General features: G+C 68.3%; 22 protein-coding genes. 7 read left to right on the top strand and 15 right to left on the bottom strand.

All coding sequences use genetic code 11. The features are described from left to right. Positions 1-20: 20 nt before the first annotated feature. Entirely contained in the window at positions 21-1,367 is a 1,347-nt protein-coding gene (locus AC0KTM_RS23170) for an acetyl-CoA C-acetyltransferase (RefSeq protein ID WP_472416783.1), read from the top strand. A 286-nt stretch (positions 1,368-1,653) separates the two neighbouring features. Here the strand turns inward: AC0KTM_RS23170 and AC0KTM_RS23165 are convergent, their stop codons facing one another. Beyond that, the gene (locus AC0KTM_RS23165) at positions 1,654-2,022 is read right to left on the bottom strand and encodes a VOC family protein (RefSeq protein WP_472416781.1); all 369 of its coding nucleotides are present in this window, start codon (positions 2,020-2,022) and stop codon (positions 1,654-1,656) included. 61 nt (positions 2,023-2,083) lie between these two features. On the opposite strand from AC0KTM_RS23165, the gene AC0KTM_RS23160 reads away from it, so the two are divergent. Beyond that, complete coding sequence (locus tag AC0KTM_RS23160) at positions 2,084-2,554, top strand: MarR family winged helix-turn-helix transcriptional regulator (protein ID WP_225329352.1); 471 nt, start codon at positions 2,084-2,086, stop codon at positions 2,552-2,554. 71 nt (positions 2,555-2,625) lie between these two features. Here AC0KTM_RS23160 and AC0KTM_RS23155 read toward each other — a convergent pair whose 3' ends face one another. Then, positions 2,626-4,461 carry an acyl-CoA dehydrogenase gene (locus AC0KTM_RS23155; RefSeq protein WP_472416779.1) on the bottom strand — a complete coding sequence of 612 codons (1,836 nt, stop codon included), beginning with the start codon at positions 4,459-4,461 and terminating at the stop codon, positions 2,626-2,628. 160 nt (positions 4,462-4,621) lie between these two features. Between AC0KTM_RS23155 and AC0KTM_RS23150 the strand changes: the two genes are divergently transcribed. Both AC0KTM_RS23150 and AC0KTM_RS23145 read left to right on the top strand, forming a co-directional pair. Further along, complete coding sequence (locus AC0KTM_RS23150; RefSeq protein WP_472416778.1) at positions 4,622-5,683, top strand: isopenicillin N synthase family dioxygenase; 1,062 nt, start codon at positions 4,622-4,624, stop codon at positions 5,681-5,683. Positions 5,684-5,764: 81 nt separating this feature from the next. Further along, a complete protein-coding gene (locus AC0KTM_RS23145; protein WP_225329355.1) occupies positions 5,765-6,253 on the top strand; it encodes a flavin reductase family protein in 489 nt (162 codons plus the stop codon). Positions 6,254-6,272: 19 nt separating this feature from the next. Here the strand turns inward: AC0KTM_RS23145 and AC0KTM_RS23140 are convergent, their stop codons facing one another. The 5 genes from AC0KTM_RS23140 to AC0KTM_RS23120 all read right to left on the bottom strand — a co-directional run bounded on the left by AC0KTM_RS23140 (position 6,273) and on the right by AC0KTM_RS23120 (position 10,518). Then, positions 6,273-6,437, bottom strand: a complete 165-nt coding sequence (locus AC0KTM_RS23140) for a hypothetical protein (RefSeq protein ID WP_008261761.1) — start codon at positions 6,435-6,437, stop codon at positions 6,273-6,275. 121 nt (positions 6,438-6,558) lie between these two features. After that, the gene (locus tag AC0KTM_RS23135; RefSeq protein WP_225329356.1) at positions 6,559-7,305 is read right to left on the bottom strand and encodes a succinate dehydrogenase/fumarate reductase iron-sulfur subunit; all 747 of its coding nucleotides are present in this window, start codon (positions 7,303-7,305) and stop codon (positions 6,559-6,561) included. Further along, complete coding sequence (locus AC0KTM_RS23130) at positions 7,306-9,234, bottom strand: fumarate reductase/succinate dehydrogenase flavoprotein subunit (RefSeq protein WP_472416776.1); 1,929 nt, start codon at positions 9,232-9,234, stop codon at positions 7,306-7,308. It abuts the gene before it with no gap. A 47-nt stretch (positions 9,235-9,281) separates the two neighbouring features. Further along, positions 9,282-10,109 (bottom strand): hypothetical protein, encoded by an 828-nt coding sequence (locus AC0KTM_RS23125; RefSeq protein WP_225329358.1) that lies wholly within the window; start codon positions 10,107-10,109, stop codon positions 9,282-9,284. Positions 10,110-10,203: 94 nt separating this feature from the next. After that, a complete protein-coding gene (locus AC0KTM_RS23120) occupies positions 10,204-10,518 on the bottom strand; it encodes a hypothetical protein (protein ID WP_225329359.1) in 315 nt (104 codons plus the stop codon). A gap of 105 nt (positions 10,519-10,623) precedes the next feature. Here AC0KTM_RS23120 and AC0KTM_RS23115 point away from each other — a divergent pair, with 105 nt between their 5' ends. Then, a complete protein-coding gene (locus AC0KTM_RS23115; RefSeq protein ID WP_238957057.1) occupies positions 10,624-11,385 on the top strand; it encodes an isocitrate lyase/PEP mutase family protein in 762 nt (253 codons plus the stop codon). 66 nt (positions 11,386-11,451) lie between these two features. On the opposite strand, the gene AC0KTM_RS23110 is transcribed toward AC0KTM_RS23115, so the two are convergent. Beyond that, positions 11,452-11,892: an Hsp20/alpha crystallin family protein gene (locus tag AC0KTM_RS23110; RefSeq protein WP_238957056.1), complete on the bottom strand. Its 441-nt coding sequence runs from the start codon at positions 11,890-11,892 to the stop codon at positions 11,452-11,454. Between the two features lie 227 nt (positions 11,893-12,119). Here AC0KTM_RS23110 and nirB point away from each other — a divergent pair, with 227 nt between their 5' ends. Then, positions 12,120-14,714, top strand: a complete 2,595-nt coding sequence (gene nirB / locus AC0KTM_RS23105) for a nitrite reductase large subunit NirB (RefSeq protein WP_472416774.1) — start codon at positions 12,120-12,122, stop codon at positions 14,712-14,714. Beyond that, entirely contained in the window at positions 14,711-15,079 is a 369-nt protein-coding gene (gene nirD / locus AC0KTM_RS23100; RefSeq protein WP_201407423.1) for a nitrite reductase small subunit NirD, read from the top strand. Before nirB ends, nirD begins: the two co-directional genes overlap by 4 nt. Positions 15,080-15,091: 12 nt before the next feature. Here the strand turns inward: nirD and AC0KTM_RS23095 are convergent, their stop codons facing one another. The 7 genes from AC0KTM_RS23095 to AC0KTM_RS23065 form a co-directional block, all read right to left on the bottom strand. Beyond that, positions 15,092-15,544 carry a TetR/AcrR family transcriptional regulator gene (locus AC0KTM_RS23095; protein ID WP_225329363.1) on the bottom strand — a complete coding sequence of 151 codons (453 nt, stop codon included), beginning with the start codon at positions 15,542-15,544 and terminating at the stop codon, positions 15,092-15,094. Between the two features lie 31 nt (positions 15,545-15,575). Beyond that, entirely contained in the window at positions 15,576-16,349 is a 774-nt protein-coding gene (locus AC0KTM_RS23090; RefSeq protein WP_472416772.1) for a sirohydrochlorin chelatase, read from the bottom strand. Then, positions 16,340-17,491 (bottom strand): uroporphyrinogen-III synthase, encoded by a 1,152-nt coding sequence (locus AC0KTM_RS23085; RefSeq protein WP_225329384.1) that lies wholly within the window; start codon positions 17,489-17,491, stop codon positions 16,340-16,342. The genes AC0KTM_RS23090 and AC0KTM_RS23085 overlap by 10 nt, the downstream gene beginning before the upstream one ends. A gap of 89 nt (positions 17,492-17,580) precedes the next feature. Continuing rightward, positions 17,581-19,026 carry a nitrate/nitrite transporter gene (locus AC0KTM_RS23080; RefSeq protein ID WP_225329365.1) on the bottom strand — a complete coding sequence of 482 codons (1,446 nt, stop codon included), beginning with the start codon at positions 19,024-19,026 and terminating at the stop codon, positions 17,581-17,583. Between the two features lie 310 nt (positions 19,027-19,336). Next, on the bottom strand, positions 19,337-20,254 hold the full coding sequence (locus AC0KTM_RS23075) for a 5-oxoprolinase/urea amidolyase family protein (protein ID WP_225329366.1): 918 nt from the start codon (positions 20,252-20,254) through the stop codon (positions 19,337-19,339). A 40-nt stretch (positions 20,255-20,294) separates the two neighbouring features. Then, a complete protein-coding gene (locus AC0KTM_RS23070) occupies positions 20,295-20,969 on the bottom strand; it encodes a 5-oxoprolinase subunit B family protein (protein ID WP_225329367.1) in 675 nt (224 codons plus the stop codon). A gap of 105 nt (positions 20,970-21,074) precedes the next feature. After that, positions 21,075-22,082, bottom strand: a complete 1,008-nt coding sequence (locus AC0KTM_RS23065) for an ABC transporter substrate-binding protein (RefSeq protein ID WP_225329368.1) — start codon at positions 22,080-22,082, stop codon at positions 21,075-21,077. Positions 22,083-22,261: the final 179 nt, after the last annotated feature.

The raw sequence follows: 22,261 nt of genomic DNA, 5'->3' as shown, positions 1-22,261 counted from the left end.
GCACGAGCACGGAGAAGACAGTGGCCCCTGCAAGTTCTGAGGTAAGTACACCGGCTGCTCAGCGCAGCTCCGAGCGGCGACGCGTCGCCATCCTGGGCGGCAACCGCATTCCGTTCGCCCGATCCGACGGCGCCTACGCCGAGGCTTCCAACCAGGACATGTTCACCGCCGCGCTGGGCGGGCTCGTCGATCGCTTCGGGTTGGCCGGCGAGCGGCTCGGGGTGGTGGTCGGTGGCGCCGTGCTCAAGCACAGCCGGGACTTCAACCTGACGCGCGAATGCGTGCTCGGCTCGCAGCTGGCGTCGTACACGCCCGCGTTCGACCTGCAGCAGGCCTGCGGCACCGGGCTGCAGGCGGCGATCGCCGCCGCCGACGGCATCGCGGCCGGCCGCTACGAGGTGGCCGCCGCCGGCGGGGTGGACACCACCTCCGACGCGCCGATCGGCCTCGGCGACAACCTGCGCCGCACCCTACTCAAGTTGCGCCGCGCCAAGTCCAACGTCCAACGGCTGAAGCTGGTGGGCACGCTGCCCGCGACCCTGGGCGTCGAGATCCCGGTCAACAGCGAACCGCGCACCGGGCTGTCCATGGGGGAGCACCAGGCGATCACCGCCAAGCAGATGGGCATCGCGCGCGTCGCCCAGGACGAGCTGGCCGCGGCCAGCCACCGCAACATGGCGGCCGCCTACGACCGTGGCTTCTTCGACGACCTCGTCACGCCGTTTTTGGGGCTGTACCGCGACGACAACCTGCGGCCGGACTCGTCGGCGGAGAAGCTGGCCAAGCTGCGGCCGGTGTTCGGCGTGAAGGCCGGCGACGCGACGATGACGGCCGGGAACTCGACCCCGCTGACCGACGGCGCGTCGGTCGCGCTGCTGGGCACCGACGAGTGGGCGGAGGCCCACTCGCTGACGCCGCTGGCCTACCTGGTGGACTCGGAGACGGCGGCGGTCGACTACGTCAACGGGCGCGACGGCCTGCTCATGGCCCCGACGTACGCGGTGCCGCGGCTGCTCGCCCGCAACGGCCTGGCCCTGCAGGACTTCGACTTCTACGAGATCCACGAGGCGTTCGCGTCGGTGGTGCTGTGCCACCTGCAGGCCTGGGAATCCGAGGAGTACTGCAAGGGGCGGCTGGGGCTGGACGCCGCGCTGGGCTCGATCGACCGGACCAAGCTCAACGTCAACGGTTCCTCGCTGGCCGCCGGCCACCCGTTCGCCGCCACCGGCGGGCGGATCCTGGCCCAGGCCGCCAAGCAGCTCGCGCAACGCAAAGCCGAGCAGAAGGGCACGGGCAAGCCCGTGCGCGCGCTGGTCTCGATCTGCGCGGCGGGCGGCCAGGGAGTGGCCGCGATCCTGGAAGCCTGACCTTCGGGCCCATGAGATGGGTCACATCGGGTTAGCGATCAGAGGCGACGGGTATCCGTGACCCCGGATAGCCCCGTGTTGTGGTCTGACCCCCCGACCCCGACGGCAATACGGGGCATCCTCCGGAACGACCGCCTGTCAGCCATTACCGACGGGCGTCCGAAAAGGGCCGCCGCTGGAGTGAGGGGATCCAGCGGCGGCCTTTTTGGTTGCTTCGACGGACCGACTCCTCCGATGTAACCGCGGTATTGGGCATTGCGGTGATCGCCCGGTCGCGTTCGGCCGATCAGGTGCGGTCGTGGAGGGTGACGTGGTAGCCGTCGGGGTCGGCGAAGGTGAATGTCCGGCCGAAGGGGCCGTCGATCGGTGCGGAGACGATGGTGTGGCCGTCGGCGACGAGAGCATCGTGGATGTTCTGGACGTCGGTGGCGTGCACCCAGATCGCGGCGCCGATGCCGGGCTGAGCCATGGATGCGAGGTCGGTGCCCGGGGCGACCTCGCGGAGTGCGAACGCGATTGGCTTCGTTTCGAATACAACGGCGTGCCGAGGTCCGGCCGGCGAGCGGACGAGGCCGAGGTACTGCTCGTAGAACGCCTGCGATGCGTCGAGGTCGCGCGCTTGCAGGGAGATGAAGTCGGGGCCGGTGGCGGGCATGACGCTGCTCCTTCGATTCGTGTCAGTATTCTGACATAGTAACGTATGTCAGAATACTGACATGAGTCAAGAGGGTGTCGGCGTAGACCTGGATACGTCCCTGGGCTACGCGCTGAAAGAGGCGTCGAGTGCGCTGCGCGCGGCCATGGAGGAGGTGCTGCGCCCGCTCGGGATGAGCGTGACGCACTACTCCTGCCTCGAGTTGCTCGCGCAACGGCCGGGTTTGTCGAACTCCGAGCTGGCGCGGGGCGCGTTCGTGACACGGCAGTCGATGAACGTGCTCCTTCAGGCCCTGGAGCGAGACGGCCACGTGGCCCGGCCCGCGGAGGCACCCGTCGGGAAGGTTCTTCCCACGCGCCTCACGCCGCGTGGCCGACAGAGCCTGGAGAAAGCCAGCAAGGCGGTCCGGTCCGTCGAGGTCAGAATGCTGGCCGGCCTGACCGAGGCCGAGCGGTCAGACGCTTTCCGGATCCTGCACAGCATGACCCGTTCCCTGCGCGATGGCCCGGGTAGGAGTGCACCCGAACGATAAAACCCCTCGCCGGCGCACAAAAATCCCCCGCTTCGCACGCGAAGCGGGGGATTTGTGCGTCCTTCGAAGGCCTAGAAGGCGGCCTCGTCGAGCTCCATGATGTCGTTGTCCAGCGTCTCGATGACCTCGCGGGTGCTGGTCAGCATCGGCAGGAAGTTCTTCGCGAAGAACGATGCCACCGCGACCTTGCCCTCGTAGAAGGCCTTGTCGTCACCGGTGGCGCCGGCGTCGAGCGCCGCCACGGCCACCGCCGCCTGACGCTGCAACAACCAGCCGATGACCAGGTCACCGACGCTCATCAGGAAGCGCACCGAACCCAGACCCACCTTGTACAGGCTGGTCACGTCCTCCTGCGCGGCCATCAGGTAGCCGGTCAGCGAGGCCGCCATCGCCTGCACGTCGGTCAGGGCCTTGGCCAGATGCTCGCGTTCGGTCTTCAGCCGCCCGTTGCCGGACTCGCTGTCGACGAACGTCTGGATCTGCTCGGACACGTGGGCCAGCGCCACACCCTTGTCGCGGACGATCTTGCGGAAGAAGAAGTCCTGCGCCTGGATGGCGGTGGTGCCCTCGTAGAGCGAGTCGATCTTGGCGTCCCGGATGTACTGCTCGATCGGGTAGTCCTGCAGGAAGCCGGACCCACCGAACGTCTGCAGGCTCTCGGTCAGCTTGGCGTAGGCCTGCTCCGAGCCGACACCCTTGACCACCGGCAGCATCAGGTCGTTGACCTTGACGGCCAGCTCCGCGTCCACCCCGTGCAGGGCCTCGGCCACCGCCGAGTCCTGATAGGTCGACGTGAACAGGTACAGCGCGCGCAGACCCTCGGCGTAGGCCTTCTGGGTCATCAGCGACCGGCGCACGTCCGGGTGGTGCGTGATGGTCACGCGCGGTGCGGTCTTGTCGGTCATCTGGGTCATGTCCGCGCCCTGGACGCGAGACTTCGCGTACTCCAACGCGTTCAGGTAGCCCGTCGACAGGGTCGCGATGGCCTTGGTGCCCACCATCATGCGAGCCTGCTCGATCACGTCGAACATCTGCGCGATGCCGTTGTGCACCTCGCCGACCAGCCAGCCCTTGGCGGGAACGTCGTGCTGGCCGAAGCTCAGCTCACACGTCGCCGACACCTTCAGGCCCATCTTGTGCTCGACGTTGGTGACGAACACGCCGTTACGCTCGCCCAGCTCACCGGTCTCGAAGTCGAACAGGAATTTGGGCACGAAGAACAGCGACAGCCCCTTGGTGCCGGGTCCGGCGCCCTCGGGGCGCGCCAGCACCAGGTGGAAGATGTTCTCGAACAGGTCATCGGAGTCGGCGGAGGTGATGAATCGCTTCACACCGTCGATGTGCCAGGATCCGTCGTCCTGCTTGACGGCCTTGGTCCGCCCGGCGCCGACGTCGGAGCCGGCGTCCGGCTCGGTGAGCACCATGGTCGAACCCCAGCCGCGCTCGGCGGCCAGGACGGCCCACTTCTTCTGCTCCTCGGTGCCGAGGTGGTACAGGATGTTGGCGAAGCCCGCGCCACCGGCGTACATCCAGACGGCGGGGTTGGCGCCCAGGATGTGCTCGTGCAGCGCCCACAGCAGCGACTTGGGCATGGCCACGCCGCCGAGGGCCTCGTCGATGCCGACCTTGTCCCACCCGGCCTCGATGACGGCGTGGACGGACTTCTTGAAGGATTCCGGCAGCGTCACCGAGTGCGTCTTCGGGTCGAAAACCGGCGGGTTGCGGTCGCCCTCGACGAACGAGTCGGCGATCGGCCCCTCGGCCAGCCGGCTCATTTCGTTCAACATTTCGCGGGCCGTGTCGACGTCCAGGTCGCTGAATTCGCCCTGGCCCAAGGCCTTGTCAACGCCCAATACCTCGAACAGGTTGAACGCCTGGTCGCGGACGTTGCTCTTGTAGTGGCTCACTACGGTCCTCCTCGTTGAGAATGCCACTTGTGGTTGGGTACTAGGTCTAAGTTACCCACCAGTAACAACACCTAAAATATCGTTAGCGTCAGTGGGATGCAAGCGGATGTGAGCTAGATTTCATTACCTAATTAACCAACCGGTTGGGAAGGGCGCGCCGATGCCGTCGCAAACCCGTTCTACCTGCGGCGACGGGGTCGGCGCGTCCGGTGTGCGGGCCGTCACTGCGGTGCCCGTCGTGGACCTGCGGGCCGACCCGAGGCGGTTGCGGGACGGCCTGCGCGAGGCCGGCCACCGGGTCGGGTTCTTCTATCTGACCGGTCATGGGGTCCCACCGGAATTGGTGACGCGGGTGCTCGGGGCCGCGCGCCGGCTCTTCGCGCTGCCGCAGGAGGACAAGGACGCCGTCGCCATGGTGCGCAGCCCGCACTTCCGCGGCTACACCCGCCTGGGCGGCGAGGTGACCCGCGGTCAGGTGGATTGGCGCGAGCAGATCGACATCGGGCCGCAGCGCCCGCCGATCGGCGGGCTGGGAAAGTCCGACTACCGGTGGCTGCAGGGGCCCAACCAGTGGCCGGCCGCGCTGCCGGAGCTGCCCGGAATCGTCGAGGAGTGGGACGCCGCGCTGTCCGCGGTGGCCCGCACCCTGCTGCGGCACTGGGCGGCCGCGCTGGGCAGCCCGGCCGGCGTCTTCGACCCGGCCTTCGCCGAAACCCCGGCCACGCTGATCAAGCTCATCCGCTACCCGGGGCGCGCGGCCGGCCCCCAGGGCGTGGGCGCGCATCGGGACGCCGGGGTGCTCACGCTGCTGCTGGCCGAGCCGGGCAGCCGGGGCCTGCAGGTGCGGCGGACGAGCGATGGCAACTGGATCGACGTGCCCCCGCGCGACGGGGCGTTCATCGTCAACATCGGTGAGCTGCTGGAGGCGGCGACGCGCGGCTACCTGCGGGCCACCGAGCACCGGGTCAACCTGCAGGGCCCGGCACCCGACCGGATCTCGGTGCCCTACTTCTTCAACCCGCGCCTCGACGCCCGGATACCCGTGCTCTCGCTGTCCCGAGAACTCGAGGCGAGCGCCGGAACGGATTGGACGCCGTCCCAGGATCCCGACGACCCCATCTTCTCGGTCTACGGTCGCAATGCCTGGAAGAGCCGGCTGCGCTCGCACCCCGATGTCGCTTCCGCGCACGGGTATTCGGCAGAACGCTTAGAAAACGGGTAAGGGTGGCCGCGCCGGGGCGACGTCCGCCGGGTAGGGTCGAGCCCGAAAATACGTCTGGCGCTCTAGGGGCGAAAAAGTCCGGTGAACTCGAACAACAAGCTGACAGCGTCGTCACTTCGTGAGGCCTTCGGTCATTTCCCGTCTGGCGTGGTGGCCATCGCCGCCGAGGTGAACGGAACCCGGGAAGGCCTGGCCGCCAGCACCTTTGTGCCCGTCTCGCTGGACCCGCCGTTGGTGTCGTTCTGCGTGCAGAACACCTCCACGACGTGGCCCAAACTCAAGGACCTGCCCATGCTGGGCATCAGCGTGCTCGGCGAGGCCCACGACGAGGCCGCCCGCACGCTGGCCGCCAAGACCGGCGACAGGTTCGCCGGCCTCGAGACCGTGTCCCGGCCCACCGGTGCGGTCTTCATCAAGGGCACCGCCCTGTGGCTGGAAAGCGCGATCGAACAACTCATTCCCGCCGGCGATCACACCATCGTCGTGTTGCGGGTCAGCGAGGTGACCGTGGACGCCGAGGTGGCGCCCATCGTGTTCCACCGGAGCAGTTTCCGCCGCCTGGGCGCCTGAACCGGCGTCCGGCCGCGCGCTAGGGGCGGTGGCTCAGCTCTTCCCGGAAACCTTGGATGCGGCTTTCGAGTTCGGCGGCGTCGTTGTGCCGCCCTTCCTTCTGCGCGAGCTGGGCACGCACCGACAATTGCCGAATCGCGGTCCGAATGTTGTTGATGCTGGCGGTTTCTCGCCTGGGTTCCATGAGCTGCCTTTCCGGTCGTGGTACACGGCCGTCGCCGGACGGCCCGACAGGATGCAGGTTGGTTACCCGGGTACCGCGGCGGCCTAACCCCGCAAACCGGGCGGGTGCGCGCGGCGCGCGCTCAGCGACGGAACAGCTTGTTACCGAGCCACACCACCGGGTCGTATTTGCGGTCGGCGACGCGCTCTTTCATCGGGATCAGCGCGTTGTCGGTGATCTTGATGTTCTCCGGGCAGACCTCGGTGCAGCACTTGGTGATGTTGCAGTAGCCCAGGCCGTGCTCTTCCTGGGCTTCCTTGCGCCGGTCGCGGGTGTCCAGCGGGTGCATCTCCAGCTCGGCGATCCGCATCAGGAAGCGGGGGCCGGCGAACGCCTTCTTGTTCTCCTCGTGGTCGCGGACCACGTGGCACACGTTCTGGCACAGGAAGCACTCGATGCACTTGCGGAACTCCTGCGAGCGCTGGACGTCCGCCTGTGCCATCCGGTACTCGCCGGGTTGCAGGTCCTTGGGCGGCGCGAAAGACGGGATCTCGCGGGCCTTCTCGTAGTTGAACGAGACGTCGGTGACCAGGTCCCGGATCACGGGGAACGTCCGCAGCGGGGTGACGGTGACGACCTCGTCCTCGGCGAAGGTCGACATCCGGGTCATGCAGAGCAGCCGCGGGTAGCCGTTGATCTCCGCGGAGCACGAGCCGCACTTGCCCGCCTTGCAGTTCCACCGGACCGCCAGGTCGGGCGTCTGGGTCTGCTGCAGGCGGTGGATGATGTCGAGGACGACCTCACCCTCGTTGACCTCGACGGTGAAGTCCTGCAACGCACCGTTGGCGTCGTCGCCGCGCCACACCCGCATCGTCGCGTTGTAGGTCATTTACTTCTCCGTCCTGGGTGTCCGCCCTGGATGCCCGGCGAGTTCCTCGTCGGTGTAGTACTTCTCCAGCTCGGCGATGTCGAACAGTTCCAGCAGATCGGGCCGCATCGGCGTCTGCTCTTTCTTCGTGATGGTGATGTCGGGGATCACCTCGTCGCCGCCGGCCGCCTCGCAGACCAGCAACAGCTTGCGCCACGACGAGTCCATCGACGGGTGGTCGTCGCGGGTGTGCCCGCCGCGGCTCTCGGTGCGCTGCAGCGCGGCCTTGGCGACGCATTCGCTGACCAGCAGCATGTTGCGCAGGTCGATGGCCAGGTTCCAGCCCGGGTTGTAGCGGCGCTGCCCCTCCACATGGAGGTTCTTGAAGCGCTCCCGCAGCTTGTCGAGCCGGGCCAGGGCCTCGGAGACCTCGTCGGCGTTGCGGATGATGCCGACCAGGTCGTTCATGGACTGCTGCAGCTCCAGCTGCAGGGTGTAGGGGTTCTCGGCGGGGCCGCCGTCGGCCGGCGCCTCGAAGGGGGACAGCGCCCGCTTCGCCGCCGCGTCGACGGCGCCGTCCCCGATCGTCGGGCGGCTGCTCAGCGCCCGCACGTAGTCGGCGGCGCCCAGGCCGGCGCGCCGGCCGAACACCAGCAGGTCCGACAGCGAGTTGCCGCCCAGCCGGTTCGAGCCGTGCATGCCGCCGGAGCATTCGCCGGCCGCGAAGAGCCCGGGCACGGTGGCCGCGCCGGTGTCGGCGTCGACCTCGACGCCGCCCATCACGTAGTGGCAGGTCGGCCCGACTTCCATCGGCTCCTTGGTGATGTCGACCCCGGCCAGCTCTTTGAACTGGTGGTACATCGAGGGCAGGCGGCGGTTGATCTCCGCCGGCGTCAGCCGAGACGCGATGTCGAGGAAGACGCCGCCGTGCGGGCTGCCCCGGCCGGCCTTGACCTCGGAGTTGATCGCGCGCGCGACCTCGTCGCGGGGCAGCAGGTCAGGCGTGCGGCGGGCCGAGTCGTTGTCCTTGAGCCACTGGTCGGCCTCTTGCTCGGACTCGGCGTATTGCCCCTTGAACACCGACGGGATGTAGTCGAACATGAACCGCTTGCCGTCGGAGTTCTTGAGCACCCCGCCGTCACCGCGGACGCCCTCGGTGACCAGGATCCCCTTCACACTCGGCGGCCACACCATGCCGGTCGGGTGGAACTGGACGAACTCCATGTTGATCAGCGACGCGCCCGCCCGCAGGGCCAGAGCGTGACCGTCACCGGTGTACTCCCAGGAGTTCGAGGTGACCTTGAACGACTTGCCGATGCCGCCGGTGGCCAACACCACCGCGGGCGCCTCGAACAGGATGAAGTTGCCGCTTTCGCGGATGTAGCCGAACGCTCCGGCGATCGCGTCGCCGTCCTTGATCAGCTCGGTGATCGTGGTCTCGGCGAACACCCGGATCCGGGCCTCGTAGTCGCCGAGTTCGGCGTAATCCTCCTGCTGCAGCGAGACGATCTTCTGCTGCATGGTGCGGATCAGCTCCAGGCCGGTGCGGTCACCGACGTGCGCCAGCCGCGGGTAGGTGTGACCGCCGAAGTTGCGCTGGCTGATCTTGCCGTCCTTGAGGCGATCGAACAGCGCGCCATAGGTTTCCAGCTCCCAGACGCGGTCCGGGGCCTCCTTGGCGTGCAGTTCGGCCATGCGCCAGTTGTTGAGGAACTTCCCACCGCGCATCGTGTCGCCGAAGTGGGTCTTCCAGTTGTCCTTCGGGTTGGTGTTGCCCATCGAGGCCGCGCACCCACCCTCGGCCATCACCGTGTGGGCCTTGCCGAACAGGGACTTGCACACCACCGCGACCCGCAGGCCGCGTTCACGCGCTTCGATGACCGCACGCAATCCCGCGCCGCCGGCGCCGATGACGACTACGTCGTAGGCATGCCGCTCGACATCAACCATGAAAACCCTCGCTAGCTAAGTTCTGATTTTGTGAGTCAAATGGCTTTTCAGCCAACAAATCTCAGGTCGCTGATGGCGCCGCTGGCGACCAGTGCGATGTAGAAATCGGTGAGCATCAGGGTGCCCAGCGTGATCCAGGCGAATTGCTTGTGCCGGGTGTTGATGGCGCTGACCTGCGTCCAGATCCAGTACCGCACAGGGTTTTTGGAGAAGTGCTTGAGCCGACCGCCGGTGACGTGCCGGCACGAGTGGCAGGACAGCGTGTAGACCCACAGCATGATGACGTTGCCCAGCAGGATCAGGTTGCCCAGGCCGAAGCCGAATCCGCCCGGCCCGCTGTCGGAATGGAACGCGACGATCGCGTCGTAGCTGTTGACGATCGAGATGAGGCAGGCGATATAGAAGAAGTACCGGTGGGTGTTCTGGATGATCAGCGGGAACTTGGTCTCGCCGCTGTAGTGCACGCGCGGCTCGGCCACCGCGCACGCGGTGGGCGACTGCCACACCGTGCGGTAGTAGGCGCCACGGTAGTAGTAGCAGGTCAACCGGAACAGCAGCAGGAACGGCAGCGACAACGCCGCGTACGGCAGCCACCACACGTCCGGCAGGAACTGCGGCCAGATGTCGCCGGCCTCACCGCAACCCTTGCTGACGCACGGCGAGTAGAACGGCGTCAGGTAGTGGTACTTGGGGACGAAGAAGTAATTCTGCTGGAACGCCCGGGCCGTCGCGTAGATGACGAATGCGGCGAAGCCGAGGTCGATCCTCAGCGGCGACATCCACCACCGGTCGGTGCGTAGGGTCCGTTGCTGGATACGGGCGCGCGTGGGTGAAAAGACACCGGACGCAGGACGGTTCGCCGTAGGTGCGCTCATCTAGTTGTTCCTCTTCGAACGGGCTGTCTGTCGAAGGGTACACAGATGCAAGCCCCCCTCCCGCGGGGGGCATGGGTCGGGGTGTTCGGGTTGTTCAGGACCTGTTGTGACCGCCGACGCCCTCGTCGTCGACGTCACGCCAGAATTCGCTGTCGTACTGGGTGTCGGGAATGACGATCTTCTCGCCGGACTGCTGCACGGTGGCGCCCGCGAGGTCCAACTCGGACACGTCGGTATCGAGCAAGTCGACGTCGGACAGGATGCGGTCCGCGTCGATGATGATGCGGCGCATCGCGGGGCTGTCGCCGTATCGCGACCGCAGGGAGCTCACGCACCGCCGAAGGCCGCCGATCAGGTCGTGCAGTTCGGCGAATTCGGTCGTGTCAGTCGCGCTCGGTGTGCTCCTCAAGGGATCTCCTCGGCAGTGTTTCGGATCACAGTTCGCACTCAATACTATCCACGGCACAGCCGAACGTCAGACCATTGAGCTCCGACGCCAAGGGAGCAAACACTGATGACGGGCCCCACCACGCCGGCCGAACGCGCCGCCACCCTGTTGACGCTGCACCGGCCGGGCAACCCGGTGATCCTGCCAACCGTGTGGGACGCCTGGTCGGCGCGGCTGGCCGCCGGCGCCGGGTTCGCCGCACTCACCGTGGGCAGCCACCCGGTGGCGGACTCCATCGGCAAACCCGACAACGAGGGCATGTCGTTCGACGACGTCCTGGCCCGCGTCGCGCAGATCACCGCGGCGGTGGACGTGCCGGTGTCGGTGGACATCGAATCCGGCTACGGGCTCCCGGCGGACCGGCTGATCGAGGGGCTGCTGAGCGTCGGGGCCGTCGGGCTGAACATCGAGGACACCGTGCACTCGGAGGGCAAGCGGCTGCGGTCCGCCGACGAGCACGCCGAACTGGTCGGCGCGCTGCGATCGGCCGCCGACGCGGCCGGAGTGCATGTGGTCATCAACGCCCGGACCGATCTGTTCCTGCGCCAAGACGGCGAGGAGTCCGACCGCGTCGACCGCGCCGTGGCGCGGCTGAATCAGGCGGCTGCCGCCGGCGCCGACGTTCTCTACCCGGTCGGTCGCCACCACCCCGACACGTTGCGGCGCCTGACGGCGGAATTGGCGTTGCCGGTCAACGCGATCGCGCTGCCCGACCAGGACGACCCGGCGTCCTTCGGTCCGCTGGGCGTGGCGCGGATCAGCTTCGGTCCCTTCCTGCAGGCCGCGCTGACGGGCCGGGCCAACGAGCTGCTCGCCCGCTGGGGCTGACGCCCAGCAGACACAAAGGCCCCCGATACGCGGTGCGTGCGGGGGCCTTTGCGTCGTGTCGGCGCCTTACTTGGTGATCGAGATGCGCTGCGCCTGGTTCCCGGCATAAGCACCGGTGACCCGCACGGTGAGCACCCCGGCGTCATAGGACGCCGTGATGGCGTCGCCGGTGACGTGGGCCGGCAGCTGGAACGACCGGCGGAACGAGCCGTACCGGATCTCGCGAAGCGTGCGACCCTCCTTCTCCTCCGAATGTTCGTCGCGGTGCTCGCCGTGGATGACCAGGCGACCGCGGTCGACCTCGACGTTCACGTCCCGGTCGACGTCCACGCCCGGAAGCTCGACCCGTACGATCGCGTCGTCACCGTCCTTGACGATCTCGGCGGCGGGCTTGAAACCGCTGCTCACCGGGTTGTTCCAGTCCGCTGCGGCGGCGGGGCCGAAAAAGTCGCGCAACCACCGGTCGGTGTCCCAGGCCGGTCGCGACCACAGTGCGAGGTTGCTCATGGTGCTTCCCTTCCAATTCCTTGATCTTCGTTGTGAGATTCCTGTGACCGGCGCTCCGACGACCGGCTACTAGTAGAAACATGAGTCGACCACGCTTAAGTTCCAGCTGGCCGTTCGCCGGCAGCGAACGATCAATCACAGTCGTCCCTGTGAGTTGTGAGATCCTCGTCATAGGACTGTCACATTGCGCGAAAAAGACGTAATTTCTGGCCGTTACTCTCAAAGCCATGTCTGCAGACGGGATTTCGCGCGCAAGCTGTGCGCCGCGTCACATCATCGTAGTCGGACATGGCATGGTGGGCCACCGGTTCGTCGAGGCGCTCCGCGCCCGCGACACCGAGGGCCGTTGGCGCATCACGGTTTTCGCCGAGGAGACCGACGCGGCCTATGACCGCGTGGGGCTGACCTCCTACACCGACAGCTGGGACCGCAAGCTGCTCGCACTGCCCGGCAACGAGTACGACGGTGACGACCTGGTCCGGCTGGTGTTGAACCAGCGGGTCACCGAAATCGACCGCGCGGCAAAGTCAGTACTCACCGCCGACGGCCAGCGCCACGACTACGACGCCCTGGTCCTGGCGACCGGCTCCTACGCGTTCGTGCCGCCGGTGCCCGGCCACGATCTGCCCGCCTGCCACGTGTACCGCACGCTCGACGACCTCGACGCCATCCGCGCCGATGCCCAGCGCGCGGCGGAAACCTCGCACGCGACCGCGGGCGTGGTCATCGGCGGCGGCCTGCTCGGCCTGGAGGCCGCAAATGCGCTGCGCCAGTTCGGGTTGCGGACCCACGTCATCGAGATGATGCCGCGGCTGATGGCCCAGCAGATCGACGAGGCCGGTGGGGCGCTGCTGGCCCGGATGATCGGCGACCTGGGCATCTCCGTCCACGTCGGCACGGGCACCGAGTCCATCGAATCCGTCGACCACCCGGACGGGTCCACGTCGGTGCGGGTGCGCCTGACCGACGGCCAGGAAGTCGACGCCGGCCTGGTGATCTTCGCCGCGGGCATCCGCCCGCGCGACGAGCTGGCGGTCGCCGCCGGTCTGACGCGCGCCGAGCGTGGCGGGGTGCTCACCGACGTGTCCTGCCGCACAAGCGATCCCGACATCTTCGCGATCGGGGAGGTCGCCGCGATCGACGGCCGGTGCTATGGACTGGTGGGTCCTGGCTACACCTCCGCCGAGGTGGTGGCCGATCGCCTGCTGGACGGGGTCGCGGAATTCGGCGAGGCGGACCTGTCCACCAAGCTCAAACTGCTGGGCGTCGACGTCGCCAGTTTTGGTGACGCGATGGGTGTCACCGAGAACTGCCTCGAGGTCGCCATCAACGACGCGGTCAACCGGACGTACGCGAAGCTGGTGCTCTCCGACGACGCCAAGACCTTGCTCGGGGGCGTACTGGTCGGCGACGCCTCGTCCTATGGAGTGCTGCGGCCGATGGTCGGCAGCGAGCTCCCCGGGGACCCGCTCGCGCTGATCGCGCCGGCGCAATCCGGTGGCGGTGAGGCGTTGGGCATTGGGGCGCTGCCGGATTCGGCGCAGATCTGCTCGTGCAACAACGTCACCAAGGGCGATCTGAAATGCGCGATCGCCGACGGCTGCGCCGACGTTCCCTCGCTGAAGTCGTGCACCTCGGCCGGCACGTCGTGCGGGTCGTGCGTGCCGCTGCTCAAGCAGCTGCTGGAAGCCGAGGGCGTCGAGCAGTCCAAGGCGTTGTGCGAGCACTTCAGCCAGTCGCGCGCCGAGCTTTTCGAGATCATCTCCGCCACCGAGCTGCGCACCTTCTCCGGGCTGCTCGAGCGCTTCGGCCGCGGAAAGGGTTGCGACATCTGCAAACCCGTGGTCGCCTCGATCCTGGCGTCCACGGGCTCGGACCACATCCTGGAGGGCGAACAGGCCTCGCTGCAGGATTCCAACGACCACTTTTTGGCCAACATCCAGAAGAACGGCAGCTATTCGGTGGTGCCCCGGGTCCCCGGCGGCGACATCAAGCCCGAGCACCTGATCCTGATCGGCCAGATCGCCCAGGACTTCGGCCTTTACACCAAGATCACCGGCGGCCAGCGCATCGACCTGTTCGGCGCGCGGGTGGACCAACTGCCGGAGATCTGGAAGCGCCTGGTCGACGGCGGCATGGAATCCGGCCACGCGTACGGCAAGGCGCTGCGCACGGTGAAGAGCTGTGTGGGCACCGACTGGTGCCGTTACGGGCAGCAGGATTCGGTGCAGTTGGCCATCGACCTCGAACTGCGGTACCGGGGGCTGCGCGCGCCGCACAAGATCAAAATGGGTGTCTCGGGTTGCGCGCGGGAGTGCGCCGAGGCCCGCTCCAAGGACGTGGGTGTCATCGCCACCGAAAAGGGCTGGAACCTCTACGTCGGCGGCAACGGCGGGATGACCCCCAAGCACGCGCAGCTGCTGGCCAGCGATCTCGACACCGAGACGCTGGTCCGGTACGTCGATCGGTTCGTCATGTATTACATCCGGACGGCCGACCGGCTGCAGCGCACCGCGCCGTGGGTCGAGTCGCTCGACGGCGGCCTGGATCACGTGCGCGAGGTCGTCTGCGAGGACTCGCTGGGCCTGGCAGAAGAATTCGAGGCCGCAATGGAGCGGCATGTGCAGAACTACAAGTGCGAATGGAAGGGGGTGCTCGACGATCCGGACAAGCTGTCACGCTTCGTGTCGTTCGTCAACGCCCCCGACGCCGTCGATTCGACGGTGACATTCACGGAGCACGCCGGGCGCAAAATCCCTGTGTCCATTGGTATGCCGACGGTCCGCGAGGACAACTCCGAAGGAACGAGGAAGGTATCATGACGCTTCTCAACGACATTGCCGTGTGGACCAGCGCCTGCTCCTACGACCACCTCATTCCGGGTCGCGGCGTCGGTGTGCTGCTCGACGACGGTTCCCAGGCCGCCCTGTTCCGGCTCGACGACGGGTCGGTGCATGCGGTGGGTAACGTCGACCCGTTCTCCGGGGCGGCCGTGCTGTCGCGCGGGATCGTCGGCGACCGCGGGGGCTGCGTCACGGTTCAGTCGCCGATATTGAAGCAGGCGTTTTCGCTCGAAGACGGTTCCTGCCTGGACGATCCGACCGTTTCGGTGCCGGTGTACCCGGTGCGGATCACCGCCGACGGCCTCGTCCAGATCGGGCGCGACGACCAGGCGCGGGCGGCCTGAGCGCACGGCCGCTCACCGCGTGATGTCGCCGACCAGGTAGCGCTGCATCGTCGGGCCGATCGCGTCGACGAGCGCGTCCACCGACATCGAGTGCAGCGGCTCGGAGCGGATGCCGTAGCGCATGATGCCCAGGCCCACGAGCTGGGAGGCGCACAGCGAGGCCCGCGTGGCGGCCTTGTCGGCGCCCAGGATTTTCAGCAGCGGGCCGAACACCGGGCCGACGAAATTGCTTTGGACGATTTCGGCGGTCTTGGCCATCCCCGTGGACGCGACCGCGCTGGCCGCGAACGGCCCGCCCCCGGCGGCATCCCAGGTGGTGATCAGCATCGCCAGGGTCCGCCGGCCAACCTGGTTGACCCCTCCGGTGACGATCCGGTCGATGAATTCCGGTGTGCCGAACGGCAACCGCAGCACCTTGGCGACCGGGTCAAGGAGCCCACGCGACGGCTCTTCGCGACGGGGCATGGTGCCAGGATCGCCGGTTCGCGCCCAAAGATCAAGGAATTGGCCGCAACGCGCGCGCGTGGCTGATTTGGTGGGGGCCCGATCGGCGCGACGCATGCCGGGCGGTGGCGGCGAGGGCGGGCGGCAGTGCGCGGCGGAATCGGTTCGCGATCAGGCGCGCCAGGCCGGGATGGGTGCCCAGCGGTTGACTGACCAGATCGGCGCCGCAGCCGTGCAGCCGTTGTTGGAACAGGCCGTCGGCCAACAGGTAGGAGGCGACCACGACGCGTCCACCGTGGCGGCGAGCCCGGACCATGCCCCGTTCCACCGCCTCGTGCAGTTGCGGATCGCCGGTGGCCGCGAACGCCAGACTCACCCGTGATCCGGTGAGCGCCGACACCAGCGTCGCGGTGGTGTGCAGGTCCGACCGGGCCTTGTCATCCGAGGTGCCCGCCGCCGCCAGAATCACCGAATCACCGGGCCGCCAACCGCATTTCAGCAGCTGGTCGCCCACGATCCGCGCGATCTGGCCGCTCGGGCCCAGCGCGGGGGTGACGGTCACGCTCGGATGGCCGCTGATCGCGACGTGGGCGGGCAGGTCCGCCCGGACGTGATAGCCGCGCGACAGGAATGCCGGCACCACGATCGCCGGCCGGCCGGCGGTCTTCGCTGCGGACAGCACCTCGCTGGGGGTGGGCCCCACCACGTCCACGAACGCGACGTCGACCGTGTCTCCGACGAGCGTACCCACTTGCGCCGCAAGGGTTTCGATCATCGCCACGCCGCCGGGCCTGCGGGTGCCGTGTGCCGCCAGGATCAGTGCCATGGGGATTCGTCCGGATGGTCGATCGCGAGCCGGTAGCCACGCTTGACCACCGTCGCGACGATGTTCTTGTCGCCCAGCGCCGTTCGCAGCCGCAGCACGGCCGTATCGACGGCGTGGGGGTCGTTGCTGTTGCCGGGAAGTACCCGCAGCAGGTCGTTGCGCGCGACGACGTCGCCGGGACGGTCCGCCAGCGCCCGCAGCGTCGCCATCCCCGATCCCGACAGGGACCGCGGCGAACCGTCGACCAGCACGCAGGTCCCGCGGATCTCCAGCTCGTGACCGGCCGCGCGGATGGTGCACGACCGCAGGGACGGGAGCTCCTGGGCGATGTGACGGGCCAACGCCCCCAAGCGCATTCGTTCGGGCGACGATGTGGGGATCCCCGCGCGGATCAACGGTTGCGCGGTGACCGGGCCCACGCACATCGCATGCACGTCGCTGCGAAGTGCTTGCAGCAGTTGGTCTTCGACGCCCAACTCGCGGCTGCGCTCGAGCAGCGCCGCGCCGGCTGGTGCCGAGGTGAAGGTCACCGCGTCGAACTGTCGCCGGGCGATCGCGGCGACGAGTTGGTCGAAGCCGCCGCCGGCCGGCGTTGGCTTCCAGCGGTATACGTGGATGGGGACCACCTGGGCTCCCGCGGACCGCAATCCGTTGAGGAATTCCGGGAACGGGTCCCAAGCGTCGGCCGCGCCGTGCAGCTGGACGGCGACCCGCTTGCCGGCGACATTCGATTCGAGCAGGTATCGCAGGACCTCGCGGGACGATTCGGACTTGGGGGACCACTCCTCGTGCAGGCCTGCGGCGCGCAACGCGCCCGTCGCCTTCGGCCCGCGGGCCACGATCCGCGCTCGCGACAGCGCCGCCAGCAGCTGGGTGGCCAGGCCCCAGCCGTCGGCCGCGGCGACCCAGCCGCGAAAGCCGATGCCGGTGTGCGCCACCAAGATATCGGGCGGCTGGGCGATCACCGCTTCGGTGTGGCGGTGCAGTTCTTCGTCTTCGGGCAGCGCGATGAGATTGATGGCCGCGGCGCTGGAGACCTCCGCGCCGTTGCGGCGCAGCAACGCGCACAGCTCTTCGGCCCGGTTCGCCGACGTCACGGCGATCCGGTAGCCGGTCAGCGGCGCGGAGTCTGGTGGGGCCAGTTGGGGGGCCATATGAAGTGTGTATGCCTGCGACGTTTCGGTTGCGTTACCGAGCAATTGCTGGGTCATTGCCCGTGTTGCGAGTCCGCTCACACATGCGCGACCTCGGCTTCCTGTCGCGCATCCCAGCGGCCCGGGGCCGTGACGGGACGCCGGACGTAGACCATCCAGGTCATGATCGCCGCGCCGACGTAGGACGCCAAAAACACCCAGTACGCCGCCGTCTCGGTGCCGGTGCTCAGGTAGGACTGCCGCAGCGCCAGGTTGATTCCCACGCCGCCGAGCGCGCCCACCGCGGAGCAGATGCCGATCAGCGATCCCGACTGCGCGCGCGCCCAATGACGTCGGTCGTCTTCGCTCATGTCCAGCCCGCGACTGCGCGCCTCATAGACCGTCGGAATCAACTTGAACACCGACCCGTTTCCCATGCCGGACAGGATGAACAGCACCATGAAGCCGGCGACGCAGCCGACCAGGCCGACGGAGCGCGCCACGGCGTGGTGGTCCTCGAGGGCGCTGAAGGTGACCAACAGAGCGGCCGCCAGCGTCATCCCGGCGAGGACGCCCAGCGTGACGCGGCTGCCGCCGACGCGGTCGGCCAGCCGGCCACCATAGATGCGCGCCAAGGAGCCCAGCAGGGGGCCGACGAATGCCACCTGCGCGGCGTGCAGTGCGGCGTGCTTGGCGCTTTCCCCGCTCTCCAGGAAGTGGACCTGCATCACCTGGCCGAAGGCGAAGGAGAAGCCGATCCAGGAGCCGAAGGTGGCGATGTAGAGCAGCGAGATCACGTGGGTGTCGCGCTCGAACAGGATCGAGCGCATGGTGCTCAGCTGGGTGCCGTGGTGGATGTTGTCCATGAACAACGCCGCCGCGATCCCCGCGACGACCAGGAACACCAGATAGATCGCGCACACCCAGTACGGGGCCTGGTGCCCGGCGGTGGCCAGCGCCACCAGGCCGGCCAGCTGGATCACGGCGACGCCGAGGTTGGCGACGCCGGCGTTGATCGCCAGCGCGGCGCCCTTGAGCCGCTGGGGGTAGAAGGCGTTGACGTTGGCCAGCGACGCCGCGTAGTTGCCGCCGCCGAGGCCGGTCAGCGCGGCGCACAGCACGAAAAGCCCCAGCGGCAGACCGGGATTGGCCAGCAACGCGATCGTGCCCGCCGTCGGGATCACCAGCACGAAGGCCGAAAACGTCGTCCAATTGCGACCGCCGAAGGCGGCGATGCCCAGGGTGTAGGGGATCCGGGCGCAACCACCGACCAGGGTGGCCACCGCGCCCAGCAGCAGCTTGTCGCCGGCGGAGAAGCCGTAGACGGCCCCGGGCATGAACAGCGCCATGACGGGCCACAGCGTCCAGATCGAGAAGGCCACGTGGTCACCGACGATGGTGCCGAGCAGATTGCGCCGGGCGATCCTGTCGTTGCCGGCCTCCCAGGCCGCCGCGTCTTCCGGATTCCAGTCCGCGACGCGGTGATTGCGGCCCGCCGAAAACGCTTGGGCGCGTTGGCATATGGACGCGACGCGTGCGTGCATACCGATCCCTCTCCTCGCAAGCAGTTCGGGGTTGGCCGGCGACGCGTGTGGGCGCCCCGCATGAAGGGGCATGCCCCGCCGTAGAATCCGATGCTCACATCTAGGACGCGAGCGGGTCAACCGGAACCGGCCGATATCGGCTGTTAGTTGATTACCAGTTATCTGGTAAGTCCCTGTAGGGCGAGCCGGCCACACGACAGCGGGCCGCCCGTGGGCGAATACCGATCGCCGCCAAGTGATCTCACACCGGTACGCGGGTCGATGTGAGCTGTCCTACAGTCGATCGCCCCGCGAGGCCGCCGGAATTGCGTTAGCCGAAGGGCCAACTCGCGACGGCGGCGCCGGCCATGGCGCCGACGGGAGTCCGCGGCCGCGCCCAGTGCAGTCGCACCGACTGGCCGGGCCGCACCTGGGCGATCTTGTCGACGTCCTCGTCGATCACCACGCCCACCACTGGATAGCCACCGGTGACGGGGTGGTCCGGGCCAAGGATCACCGGTAAACCGTTGGGCGGCACCTGGATTGCGCCGCGGGTGGCACCCTCGCTGGGCAGCTGCCGGTCCGGGTGGCGGCATTGCAGGGGGCGGCCGACCAATCGCATGCCCACCCGGTCGCTGCGATCGGATGCCACCCAAGCGGTGCGCACCAGCGCGTCGGGGTCGAGGAACCAGTCGTCGCGGGGTCCGGGCACCACGGAGAGTTCGACGACGGTGTCGGTGATGGCCGCCACCGGCGCCTGGTCCAACTCGGGGTAGTCCGCGGTGTGCTCGCCGATCGGGAGCCGGTCCCCGGCCCGCAGTGGCGACGGCCCGATGGCCGACATGACGTCGTAGCTGCGCGAGCCCAGCACCGGCTCCACGCAGATCCCGCCGCGGACCGCAAGGTAGCTTCGCAGCCCCGCCCGCGGGGCGCCCAGGGAGATCACCTGGCCGTCGCGCACGTGCTGAATGCTGTTGGTGCCGAACTTGATTCCGTCGACGGTCGGATCGGTGTCGGCGCCCGTCACCGCGATGTCGACGTCGCTGCCCCGGACCCTGGCCGCGAATCCGCCGAACGTCACCTCCACGGTGGCGCGGTCGTCGGGGTTGGCCACCAGCCGGTTGGCCAGTGTGTGCGCGCGCCGGTCGGCGGCCCCGGAACGGCTGACGCCGAGGTGCGCCAGTCCCGGCCGGCCGAGGTCTTCGACGACGGCGAGCGGTCCGGTGCGGAGGATCTCCAGGACTGCCACGGTTGCCTCCTTTGCGGTAATGGTGTCGACCCGCTTCGCCTCAGACGGCCCGGAACTGAACCCACATGCCCTGCATCAGCAGCGCCGGGTCGGGGCGTTGCAGATCCCACAGGACCGCGTCGGTGTGGCCGATGAGTTGCCAACCGCCCGGTGACCGGCGCGGGTAGACCGCGCTGAATTCGCCGGCGAGGGCGACGGAACCGGCCGGCACGGCGGTCCGCGGCTCGGGGCGCCGGGGCACCCGCAGTCGTGGGTCGCCGTCGACCAGATACGCGAAACCGGGTGCGAATCCGCTGAATCCGACCCGCCACAGGGTGGCGGTGTGGGCGTCGATCACCTGGGGGATGGTCAGCCCGGTGTGGCCGGCCACCTCGGCGAGGTCGGGGCCGTCGTAGACCACGTCGATCACCACGTCGGCGCGGCGCTCGGACGGGGCCGGCTGCGCGCCGGTGACGCGCATCGTGCGCAGCCGCCGGCGGATGACACCCTGGCGGCGGGGGCCGTCCAGCTTGACCAGCACGGTGCGGGCCGCCGGCACGACGTCGATCACGCCCGGCATCGGCTCGGAGCGCAGCGCGGCCGCCCACGCCAAAACCTCTGCGTTACTTCCACATTGCACCATCAGCGCGCGATCACCGTAGTCCAGGACGGTGTTGCCGGCCAGCTCGGTCGGCAGGTCGTGGGCCAGGTCGCCGCTAAGGTCCGTCACGCTCATTACTCGACGGTAACCCCGGGGTCGGCGCTCGTGCGAGGGGCGGCGACGGGATTTTCGAGCACTGCCAGAACTGCCTTAGCAAACGCTCAAACAGCCGGGATGCGGCTAGCCCAGGATTTTGGTGAGCAGCGGGGGCAATTGGTCGGCGACCAGGGGGTAGCTCAGCGGTGACGCGAAGGCGATCGCGCCGGCGAGTTCCGCGGTGGTGAAGATGTGGCGGTTCTGCGCGGTGGTCAGCGACCCGGCCACCTCGGGGTCGGCCAGCAGGGCCTTCTGATCGTCGGGGTTCCGGGTCGTCCAGATCACCACGTCGGCCGAATCGAGCACCGACTTGATGTGATCGCGCGGGATGACGGCGCGCTGGTCGGCGCCGAACGGTTTGATGCTGTCGGCGATGACCAGCCCCATCTGATTCAGGAAGTCCGTGCGCCAGCCCGCCATGGTCGCGACGACGGTCCCCTGCGACAGCGCGCCGCGCATCAGCAGCGCCTTCTTGCCGGTCCACTGCGGGTTCTTTTTGCCGACGTCGGTGAACTTCTGGTCGACGCCGTCGACCAACGTCTTCATCTGGTCCGCCTGGAACACCGCCTGTCCGACGGCCGCGGCCTGCTCTTTCCACGGCTCGAAGAAGGCGTCCCCGTCGGATTGGGCCACGGTCGGGGCGATCGCGGACAGCTTCTGATAGGTGTCGGCGTCCAGGCCGGCGTTGACGGCCACGATCAGGTCCGGTTTCAGGCCCGCGATCTGGTCGACCGGGATGCCGTTGTCCAGGTTCAATACCACCGGCCGCGCGCCGCCGAGCTTGGGCGCGGCCCACGGCCAGACCGCGAACGGCTGGTCACCGAACCAGTTGGTCACCGCGATCGGCACCACACCGACGGCAAGCAGGTCGTCCTGCTCGGTGTAGCCGGCGCTGACCACGCGCTTGGGGGGTTCTTTGACGACGGTCTCGCCGAACAGGTGGGTCAGGGTCACCGATCCCGGCCCGCCGCCCCCCGGCGGGGGCCGGCCTGACGAGCATGCCGCCGACAGCGCCGAGGAGCCGGCGATCGCGGCGACGCCGGAAGCCCCTGCGAGCTGCAAGAATCCCCGTCGATTCCATCCCTGTCGCATCGCGTGAGAGTATCGCGTTCCGCCCGCGCGAAGGCACCGCCGCGCTGCTGAGGCCCGGCATCGGCGCCGCGCGCGGGCCTCGCGTTGCGGAGTTCTGACAAACCGTCCCCGGCCGTTGCGATTTCTGCGTATCGCCCACGTAACTGTGCACACCCGGACCGGTAACAGTGCGTCTTTAG

Source organism: Mycobacterium sp. NTMscope_Eco_3 (assembly GCF_976985685.1).
Note: the sequence above shows the minus strand (reverse complement) of the source record. Positions and strands in the feature narration are given on the sequence as shown.